The following is a 9,780-nucleotide window of genomic DNA, read 5'->3' on the forward strand; positions in this document are numbered from 1 at the left end:
GGGATTAATGTTAATGGCTTAATGACGAGGCCCAGCCTCTGGATCTGCGTTACCGGGCAGAGCCTGGTAACGAGGAACTGAGAGTTTTAAGGGTTGTTAATTTTCTGCTGTAGTTCGGTGCTCATTGCTAGTAGTTCTGATTGGGCGATCGCGCTTTGTTCACCACTCGCCAACCACTTCAATTGTACAGTTTCGTTTTCAGCTTCCGCATCTCCCAAAACTAAACAGGCAACTGCACCGCTTCTGTCGGCTCTTTTAAACTGTTTCCCGAAAGCACTAGCGCTCAAATCTATCTCTACACTAAACCCGGCACTTCGCAATTTTTGAGCTAACAATACGGATTGCTGTTCTGCTTTTTCGCCCCTGGATACCAAATAGAAATCCAACTGCAGCGCGGGCAAAGGTTGCAACTTTTGCAGCAGGATAATCAACCTTTCGATACCCATTGCCCAACCGACTGCAGCCGTATCTGGGCCGCCCAATTCCTTTACTAAACCGTCGTAGCGGCCGCCTCCGCAAACTGTTGCTTGCGCTCCCAAATCGTCGGAGATAATTTCAAATGCGGTGTAGGTATAGTAATCTAAACCGCGCACTAATCGGGGATTTAACTGATAGCTAATTCCTAATTTTTTGAGCATTTGCTGCACTTGCTCGAAGTGCGATCGCGATTCCTCTCCCAAATATTCTAAAATGCTAGGCGCACCAGCTACAATTTCTTGAGTGCGCTGATTTTTGCTGTCCAATATCCGCAGCGGATTGCGAGTCAAGCGGTCTTGAGAATCGGTATCTAATTCGTCTTTGTACGGTGTAAAATAATCTATCAAAGCTTGCCGGTAATTTTGTCTGTCTTGCTTATTTCCGACAGAATTAATATCGAGGCGCAAATTTTTTAAACCCAGGGTTTGCAGGATGTCGCAGGCGATCGCAATTACTTCGACATCCGCACGAGGATTCGCACTCCCCAAGACTTCCACGCCAATTTGATTAAACTGCCGCTGTCTTCCTTCTTGGGCGCGTTCGTAGCGAAACATCGGCCCCGCATACCACAGACGCTGCACGTCTCCCGCTGCGTACAAACTGTTTTGAATAAAAGCTCGGACTACTCCGGCGGTACCTTCTGGACGCAAAGTAGTCGATCGATCGCCCTTATCTTTAAAAGTGTACATTTCCTTACCCACAACATCGGTAGCTTCACCGATGCCGCGTTCAAATAAAGACGTCTGTTCAAAAATTGGCGTCCGAATTTCTCGATAAGCCGCTTTTTTCAAAATTGTTCTAGCGACTTCTTCTATATTTTGCCAGTATTGAATTTCAGCGGGCAAAATATCCCGCGTTCCCGGTAAAGTTTTAATTTCACTCATTTTGTTAGTCAGTAGTCAGTAGTCAGTAGTCAGTAGTCATTAGTTATTAGTTAACGGTTATTAGTTGTTAGTCAACAGTCAACAGTCAACAGTCAACAGTCAACAGTCAACACCTAACAATTCCCCATAACTAATGACTTAATAATTCCCAAACTCCGTAACGATCGCCATAATAAGCCAAAATGCGATCGACTCGCTCGCGACCTGCCAAATCGAACCCTTCAGGATACTGTATCCACAAACCCCCAATTTGGCTGTCGCTGTAATCAAACCGCTGCGACTGCTGCGGAATTAAACCGGTTTGCACCCCTTCAACTTGACGCAAATGAACCGCCACTTCGCGATACACCGCCAACGGCAATCCAGGGCATTGAATTTGATAGCGGAGTTGTTTTTCTTGTGCCGTTTGCATCATTTCTTTGCCTGTCCCCAACCAGATCCCCTACTTAAGATACTTCTTTATCGATCGGCCCCGGTAGAGGGCAGCAGTTAATATTGTCCAAACATACCTTCCCCCACTGCAACGCCCAGCGCACCAGCGTAACTCGATTGTCAGCGCGCGTCTTGTTCAAGATATTGCTAATGTGGTTGTCAACTGTACGCTTGCTAATCTCTAACTTTTCCGCTATTTTCTCATTAGTCAATCCTGCCGCTACTAACTCTACCACTTGCAATTCTCTGTCCGACAGGGTGACAGGGGTCCCAGAGACGCTCCCGCTCATAAATTTTTCCTATGTCTGCATATTTACCTATCTACAATTCTAGAGGATTAGGGAGGAAGTATGAAGAGAAAATTAAATTTGCTTTGCTACTCTTTTGGGCCCGCAGCACCAACTCGCTTGCAGAATCGCAAAAAGTGCAAACTCAGCGCCGACACAGCATGACCCGTACCGACTTGCACTGCTGGTACCGTTCCCGTGGCGGGCGATCCCTTTACCTGCGCGCATCTGACATCCGAACCAAACCCGCAGAGGTTTTCAGGTAAAACAACTGATACGCCCGCACTGCACTTGTGCGTTGAACGAGTAACTGCCAGTATCAGTAAGTCTGATATTATAGGAGCAGCTATTAAAAAATAGCTTGCAATTTTTCTGGGATGGGTTAAAAATAATTGTTGACCTGTCTACTGCTGGTCTAAAATCTAAAATCTAAAATCTAAAATCTAAAATTGAGATGACCTATCCTCGCGTTCTGTGTCTGGGTGAAATCTTATTTGATTGTTTAGCAGACAAACCAGGAGTATCTCTCGAAGAGGTAGAATCTTGGACTCCATATCCCGGCGGTGCTCCTGCTAATGTTGCGTGTGCTTTGGCTAAATTGGGGACGGCGGCGGGATTTATCGGTGCTGTAGGTGGGGATGAATTGGGGAATTCCCTAGTGCAGGTATTGCAAGAACTAGGGGTTGATACCGCTGGAGTGCAGCACCATCCGAGTGCGCCGACGCGGCAAGTTTATGTTTTGCGGAATGAAGCGGGCGATCGCACTTTTGCCGGTTTTGGCGAGTTTCATACTGCGGATTTTGCCGACACCCACCTCCTCGCTGCACAACTACCCGAGGTGCTGTTTGAAAATGCCGAATTTTTAGTGCTAGGTACTTTAGAATTAGCTTATCCTGAAAGTCGAGAGGCGATCGCCCGAGCGCTCGAGCTAGCAGAACAGTACGACGTTAAAATTATACTTGACATCAATTGGCGTCCCGTGTTTTGGCCAAATCCAGACGAAGCAAAAGCGCACATTAGAACACTCTTAAAAAAAGTTGATTTTGTCAAGTTATCTGACGAAGAAGCCGAATGGTTGTTTGACACTACGGACCCTGGAGCTATTACCTACCGCATCGATTCCTTAGAAGGCGTTTTGGTGACTGCGGGCGAGAAAGGTTGCGCCTATTGTATCTCGGAAAATGAAGGAAAAATCCCCGCCTTTAAAGTAGATGTTGAGGATACAACAGGTGCCGGTGACGGGTTTCTTGCTGGTTTTGTCAGCCAATTGTGCAAGGTGGGAATTAAGAGTTTAGCCGATCCAGAAATAACAAAAAAAGTGGTAACTTATGCGAGTGCGGTAGGTTCGATGACAGCGATGAAACCCGGTGCAATTGCGGCTCAACCAACCGCCGCTGAAGTAGAAGCTTTCTTGTATTTGTACAAAAATTAGGGCGCCAAACCTCTCCCCCGGTAACGGAGAGGGGCTAAATTTTGTTCAGAAACCCGGTTGCTTTGAAAAAAATAACTCTTATACAAATCCGCGTTAAAAACCCTCGATAAGACTCGGCGATTAAAATCGCTACTCTACAAACTCTCGCCCTAGTTAAGAGAAACTAAGAAATAAACTGGTATAGCCTTTCGAGCGTAACATGAGGTACTATCTGGCATAGGGCATAAGGCATAGGGCATTGGCCCGCGCAGGGCATTGGCCATTCGGCATACCTCACCACGCTTGAGAACCGCTATATTTAAGCCCGAGTTAGTATTAGAGGTTTTAAGTTGTTCTGCATTTAAATTGCATATTTCGCTCCCATATCAAAACTCGTCAAATCCTCTCCCCCTCTAATACCATAAATAATCTAGGTGCATAACAGCTTATTGGGGGCAATTAACCGCACATCAGATGATTTTTAATTTGGCGCACGATTAACTCTAGCGGCTGCGAAGCATCTATGATAATTGCATCTTCTGGTTCTTCGAGAGTTTCTAACTGACTTAACAGCAAGTCTGCTTTCATGTAGTGATTTTCGCGAGTTTTTAACCTTGTTGCCAATAGATGAAAAGAACCTTTGAGATAAACTATTTTCATACGCTGCTGGTCTCGGCAGAGCATTTCGCGGTAAGATGCTTTTAAAGCAGAACAAGCCAACACAACATTTTTATTTTCCAACAGCCACCTGTCTATTGCAGCTTGCAATTGTAATAGCCAAGGAAGGCGATCCGCATCTTCTAAAGGAATGCCCCGACTCATTTTCTCGATATTAGCGGAGGGGTGAAAATCGTCGGCATCGCTGAAGTCCCAATTGAGAGATTGCGCCAGCAACTTGCCAACTGTAGTTTTGCCTGAACCGGAGACTCCCATCACGATCGTAATCATGGCGCCTATTTACCGAATACTTGCAATTTGATCTTGTTGTGCGATCGAGAAACGGGGTTTCTGAAGTTGCCAGATAAATTTTACCACCTTAAAAAATTCAAGAAACCCGGTTTATTTCTGATTATATATCAGATTTCTTCCATGGTGGGTCTAATGAAATTATAAGCCAAAACGCCGATAATTCCACCAAGCACTGGGAATACAATAAACGCCCACAACTGTTGGATTGCCCATCCGCCTTGAAAAAGTGCAACACCGATACTTCTAGCGGGGTTAACTGAAGTATTTGTTACGGGAATTCCCACTAAGTGAATCAACACCAACATCAAGCCGATCGGAATTCCGCCCAAACCGACGGGATAGTTGGGATGGGTAGTACCCATGATTGTAAATAATAGAAAAGCAGTCAGTACAACTTCCGTCAAAGCTGCTGCCAAAAGTCCGTAACCAGTGGGAGAATGTTCTCCAAAACCGTTAGATGCAAATCCCGACGCCGCCGCATCAAAACCAGGTTTTCCTGATGCTATCATATACAAAACAAGACCGCCTAAAATTCCCCCTAAAATCTGACCTCCTATATAATAAGGAAGCAAAACAGCATCGATCAGTTTGGCAACTACTAAACCGACGCTTACCGCCGGATTAATGTGGCATCCAGAGATAGGGCCGATGGTATAAACCATGATTAAGAGAGACAGGCCAAAGGCGATCGACACTCCCAAAAAGCCGATTTTGTCTCCAGCTAAAACCGCGCTCCCACATCCACCTAATACCAACACCAAAGTACCCAGAGCTTCAGCCACTCCAATCTTTATTTTTTTGTTCATGCTGACAATTTTCTGAAGTTCCTGATAGGTTAATTTCGCACCCAGACCAATTCTCACTCTAAAAAGTAGAGAGCCAATTTGTTTCCGGCAGCGCCACACTTCTAATGGAAAGCATTAGCAATGTATAGCTCAAATTTTCAGAAATTGTATGGGCTTAACTGAGAATGCGGAATTGGGAATCGATAAATTAGCTCAAACATACTCCATTCGGGAAAAAATGTCAAGATTTAGTTAATTATTTGTAGAAATTGTGCAATCTTCTGTATTCAATTCAAAATAATTAACTTGGATTATTCCCTAACTTTGTGATGATAATTTTACTTCTTGTTGCTGATTATCCGATCGCACTTTCAGCTAAAACATCACTGCTAACCGGCTGGTACATCGGACTGGAGAAGGGGCGAAAGTCTCGCCAATCGGCGGTCATCTTGCACAGCAAGCGAAACTGTAGCGGCGTTGGGGGTTGGTTGAGGCGATCGACTTCTACGCGAACCAATTCTCGATCCTGCGAGATAAGTTGAAAAAAATCCCCGCAAAGATAGCGCGGACAATAGCCTACAATCCAGTGATCTTCAGTACACAAAAGCAAAGCAGAGGAATCGTGCCGATTTTGAAATTCGTGGGCTAAATACAAAAGTTCGCCCACTTGAAACCCATTAATCCGTTCAATTGCCGGCTTGGGAAGGTGTCGCAGTCCATGTGCAAAAAAATGGATGCGGTAACGTCCATTTTCATCCGGTTCGGGACAGGGGAATACCTCAAAATTATCAGTTACCCGTTTCCCTCCGCTGCGGGCCAATAAAGCAATTGGGTCATCTTCGTGTTGAGGGATATTCAACCACTGTACAAATTCAGGGTAGTCAGGGCGCGATCGCGGCATCACTCGATTGGAAAACAAGGGAAACAGTTTCTGTGAAGTGTAAACCTTACTGAAATCAGGAAAAGATGGCAAGGGTTTAAACAAGCACTCAAGTAGAGCTTTTAGAACACCCTTTGTATAATTGAAATGGTATTCTTTACCGTTAAATGTCAATCGACCAATCGGAAACCAAGAACGGCTGACCGGGTCTTGCCAAGCAAAAAATAGTGTTTTCAAAGCAAATCTCTTGTCAATTCAAGTAGCCTTTCTCTGTTAAATTTAAGTATTTCTTGAGAAAAATCAATGGTAATTTGTGAAATGCGATCGCGCGGTATCCGGTTAAAAATGGCTAGCGTATCATTAGCTGAAATCCTGGTAAGGCAATTTAGCCAAACTTGGGCTGCTTGGGGATAGTATAGCGCTGCTTCGCGGAATGCCTCAAAAGTCTTGAGAGGCTTTGGTCTATTATCGCTAGCATATAACTGAGAAGAGCATCTTTTCGCATAAGCTTGGACAGAATAGCCAGTATCTTTTGTAATCAATCTCTTTTGCCGTTCTTCATCAGATATCCGCACTCCCAAACTAGAGGCATGGTCGTAAGTTGGTGCTAGATATCTGGCGATATTTAAAGTAGGATAACTTTCGGGTTTCTCTAATACACCCCACTTCGCTGAGTGACCAATAATTTCTTGATGGTACCCGCCACGTGATTGATCCGTGGAATCAATCCAAAATCGAAAATCGAAAATCCTCAAGCCCCCGCATTTATCCGTGGGGTCAATCTAAAATCTAAAATCTAAAATCTAAAATCGATTGACGGTCTGTATTGCCAATCCACGCATCTAATAGCAAATATCCGACAAAAGTTTCTACTGCTGTTTCTATCCCGACTGGCGGCACCCAATCGAGGGGCAAATTAACAGAATTGTCTGCGATCGCATTCAACACAATATCAACTTTGTGCGGTGCGTTCGCAGACAAAACTTGATTCCCAGGAATGAAACTGCCACCATCGGGCAAAAATGATGGTGAGACAGTTCCGCGTTGACTTCTCCAAGTTGCCAGTTCATATTGAGCATGGGGCAGTCCGAGCAATTTGCACAACTCGGCTGCAATTTTTTCCGCCCAATCTTCACCTGTATTCGGTCGAGACTGTTTGTACAAGCAGCGACCAAATTCTGAGTGATGGAACCAGAATTTATTCTTAGTTCCCATTTGTTCTTCTTCAGATAGATCGTAATCAGATTCTGGAACAACAATAACCGGAAACTCATCAGCCATTTTTGCAAATTTAGAGAGTGCTAAAAGACACTTTCTAGCATAAGAATTCGCGCGGATCGGTGACATACCCAGTCAGCGCAGAAGCCGCCGCCGTGTAAGGCGAAGCTAGATAAACTTGCGCTTCTTTATTCCCCATCCGACCGGGGAAATTGCGGTTAGTTGTAGACACGCAAATTTCCGGTTCGTTCATCCGCCCGAAAGTATCTTTCGGACCACCCAAACAAGCGGCGCAAGAAGGCGCTGCGGGTTCGATGCAGCCTGCTGCTAAGAAGATTTCCGAAAGCGTTTGACCCTCGTATTTTGTGACAAACAAATCTTCGTAAACTTTCTGAGTTGCTGGTACTAAATAAGTCGGAACTTTGACTTGGTATCCTTTCAGAATGCGGGCGGCATTCAGAAAGTCGGAGGTTTTGCCGCCGGTGCAGGAACCGATGTAAACTCGATCGATTTTGACATCGCGGCAGTTGCGGGCTAAGTCGCGGTTGTCCGGGGAGTGCGGTTTGGCGACGACTGGTTCTAATTGGGTGACATCGTAGGTGCGATCGCTATAAAATTTAGCATCCCCATCGCTGTAAAATGAATCGAAGGGTTTGTCAGTCCGAGAAGTAACGTAATCAAACGTAGTTTTGTCTGGCGCAACCGTGCCGTTTTTGCCGCCAGCTTCAATCACCATATTGCACAGCGTCATCCGTTCTTCCATCGTCAAACGCTCAACTGTATCGCCCGCAAATTCCATAGTCCGGTAGTTAGCACCGGCAACGCTAATATCACCAATAATCTGCAAAATCAGGTCTTTTGCTAACAAATAATCCGGCAGTTCGCCGTTGAGCACAAAGCGCATGGTTGCGGGAACTTTGATTAAGAGTTTGCCGGTTCCCATGATAAAAGCCGCGTCTGTATTGCCGATGCCGGTGGCAAATTGTCCGAAAGCGCCGGCATTGCAGGTGTGGGAATCTGTGCCGAACAGCACTTCGCCGGGCCGGGTGTGCCCTTCTTGTGCTAGGGCGATGTGGCAAACTCCTTTGTAGTCGGGATTTGCTTTGAAGTCCGATCGATCCGTGATGTCGTAAAAGTATTTTATCCCTTGTTCTTTGGCAAAATCGCGGAGAATATCGACGTTGCGGTTAGCGCGTTCGTCGTTGGTGAAAATGTAGTGGTCGGGAATGAGGACGATTTTGTCGGGGTTCCAGACTTTAGCATTCTCACCGAATTCGCGTTTGAAAACGCCGATGGTGCCGGGTCCGCAGACATCGTGGGTCATCAGCACGTCTGTGTCTACCCAAATGTTTTCTCCGGGCTCAACTTTAGTGCGGCCTGATGCTTTGGCTAAGATTTTTTCGGTCAGGGTCATTCCCATAGTTCGATCGCTCTTTTTTATTAAATGCTACATAGTGTATTGTAAGCGAAACATCGCCTGATGTTGACAGGTAATTGAGCTACTAAACATTTTCTTCAATCTTAAATCTCAAATCTCAAATCTATTGAGTGTCACTTTCTTTTTCGCCGACCGCTAATCTATACAATAGCTTCTACTGCCATTAACACAAAAATAAAAAATCGGCAAGTCCCTCGATTAAGTGACTGGTAACTAACAGCTAGTGAGTGTTATTCCTTAGTAATTGCTTAAGAAAAGCAACTTAAATCAGTGACTGTCAAAAAGTCTGAGAGTGCATTTCTATAGTTGTAGACCTCAATAAGAGTGAAATGAGCGAGAGTCCCGCACCGTCAGGCTATCTGGTTTCGCCATTTTCACCAGTATGGCAATGGAGATACTTCCCATGAATTCACAGACACAAAACCGTCAGGGCGCAGTTATTTTAACATCTAAGGGTATTGATAAGTTTCCAGCAGCAAAAACTCAGGCCAAAAGTTACCAAAATTGCTACGAACATTATACTCTCGAAGCTTTAGGCGATCGCACTGGCAAGGAGCTAGATACTTTAATTAAGGTAATAGTCAAGCAAATCTTGGATCGGGTAGGGGCGATAGTTGTGGAGATTACAGGGGAGGTGCAATTCATGACTCAACGGGCAGAAGAAATTTTGAGCCAGTATTTTTTACCCCGCATCCCATATTCATTGCCAGAATCTTTACAACATTGGTTCAAGGATCAGATGGCGCGACTCACATTCAACGGCGATGTTCCATCTCGCTGTTTACCCTTGCACATTCAACAAGCAGGAAGACAGTTGATCGTCCGTCTGATTCCAGATCCCATCAACCAGCAATATCTCTTGCTGTTGGAGGAAAAAGAACTGCAATCATTCTCTATTTCCGCCCTGGAATCCCTAGGACTCATACCAATTTTCTAAATACTTGCTACAGATAATCCCTTTAATATGAATGGATATCCCGTCAAAGAAGCAATCACTTC

12 protein-coding genes are annotated in these 9,780 nt (G+C 45.1%); 3 read left to right on the forward strand and 9 right to left on the reverse strand.

What is annotated here, in order from left to right; genetic code table 11:
- Window positions 1–86: 86 nt before the first annotated feature.
- The 3 genes from hisS to QUB56_RS35305 form a co-directional block, all read right to left on the reverse strand.
- Entirely contained in the window at window positions 87–1,361 is a 1,275-nt protein-coding gene (gene hisS, locus QUB56_RS35295) for a histidine--tRNA ligase (protein ID WP_332961017.1), read from the reverse strand.
- Between the two features lie 130 nt (window positions 1,362–1,491).
- The gene (locus QUB56_RS35300; protein WP_332961027.1) at window positions 1,492–1,773 is read right to left on the reverse strand and encodes a hypothetical protein; all 282 of its coding nucleotides are present in this window, start codon (window positions 1,771–1,773) and stop codon (window positions 1,492–1,494) included.
- Window positions 1,774–1,807: 34 nt separating this feature from the next.
- Window positions 1,808–2,083 carry a photosynthetic electron transport-dependent transcriptional regulator PedR gene (locus tag QUB56_RS35305; protein WP_293251134.1) on the reverse strand — a complete coding sequence of 92 codons (276 nt, stop codon included), beginning with the start codon at window positions 2,081–2,083 and terminating at the stop codon, window positions 1,808–1,810.
- A gap of 11 nt (window positions 2,084–2,094) precedes the next feature.
- Here QUB56_RS35305 and QUB56_RS35310 point away from each other — a divergent pair, with 11 nt between their 5' ends.
- Both QUB56_RS35310 and QUB56_RS35315 read left to right on the forward strand, forming a co-directional pair.
- A complete protein-coding gene (locus tag QUB56_RS35310) occupies window positions 2,095–2,346 on the forward strand; it encodes a hypothetical protein (protein ID WP_332961018.1) in 252 nt (83 codons plus the stop codon).
- A gap of 188 nt (window positions 2,347–2,534) precedes the next feature.
- A complete protein-coding gene (locus tag QUB56_RS35315) occupies window positions 2,535–3,512 on the forward strand; it encodes a carbohydrate kinase (RefSeq protein ID WP_332961019.1) in 978 nt (325 codons plus the stop codon).
- A gap of 438 nt (window positions 3,513–3,950) precedes the next feature.
- Here the strand turns inward: QUB56_RS35315 and QUB56_RS35320 are convergent, their stop codons facing one another.
- The 6 genes from QUB56_RS35320 to QUB56_RS35345 form a co-directional block, all read right to left on the reverse strand.
- Window positions 3,951–4,439 carry a gluconokinase gene (locus QUB56_RS35320; protein ID WP_332961020.1) on the reverse strand — a complete coding sequence of 163 codons (489 nt, stop codon included), beginning with the start codon at window positions 4,437–4,439 and terminating at the stop codon, window positions 3,951–3,953.
- Between the two features lie 128 nt (window positions 4,440–4,567).
- Window positions 4,568–5,266 carry an aquaporin Z gene (aqpZ, locus tag QUB56_RS35325; protein ID WP_332961021.1) on the reverse strand — a complete coding sequence of 233 codons (699 nt, stop codon included), beginning with the start codon at window positions 5,264–5,266 and terminating at the stop codon, window positions 4,568–4,570.
- Between the two features lie 334 nt (window positions 5,267–5,600).
- Entirely contained in the window at window positions 5,601–6,362 is a 762-nt protein-coding gene (locus tag QUB56_RS35330; RefSeq protein ID WP_332961022.1) for an HIRAN domain-containing protein, read from the reverse strand.
- Entirely contained in the window at window positions 6,359–6,880 is a 522-nt protein-coding gene (locus tag QUB56_RS35335) for a hypothetical protein (RefSeq protein WP_332961023.1), read from the reverse strand. Before QUB56_RS35335 ends, QUB56_RS35330 begins: the two co-directional genes overlap by 4 nt.
- Before the next feature lie 34 nt (window positions 6,881–6,914).
- Window positions 6,915–7,406, reverse strand: coding sequence for a hypothetical protein (locus QUB56_RS35340; protein ID WP_332961024.1), 492 nt, complete (start codon window positions 7,404–7,406; stop codon window positions 6,915–6,917).
- A gap of 34 nt (window positions 7,407–7,440) precedes the next feature.
- Window positions 7,441–8,763: a 3-isopropylmalate dehydratase large subunit gene (locus QUB56_RS35345; RefSeq protein ID WP_332961025.1), complete on the reverse strand. Its 1,323-nt coding sequence runs from the start codon at window positions 8,761–8,763 to the stop codon at window positions 7,441–7,443.
- A gap of 421 nt (window positions 8,764–9,184) precedes the next feature.
- Here QUB56_RS35345 and QUB56_RS35350 point away from each other — a divergent pair, with 421 nt between their 5' ends.
- Window positions 9,185–9,718 carry a LuxR family transcriptional regulator gene (locus QUB56_RS35350; protein ID WP_332961026.1) on the forward strand — a complete coding sequence of 178 codons (534 nt, stop codon included), beginning with the start codon at window positions 9,185–9,187 and terminating at the stop codon, window positions 9,716–9,718.
- Window positions 9,719–9,780 lie beyond the last annotated feature (62 nt).

This window comes from Microcoleus sp. AR_TQ3_B6 (genome assembly GCF_036702785.1).
Classification (GTDB): Bacteria; Cyanobacteriota; Cyanobacteriia; order Cyanobacteriales; family Microcoleaceae; genus Microcoleus.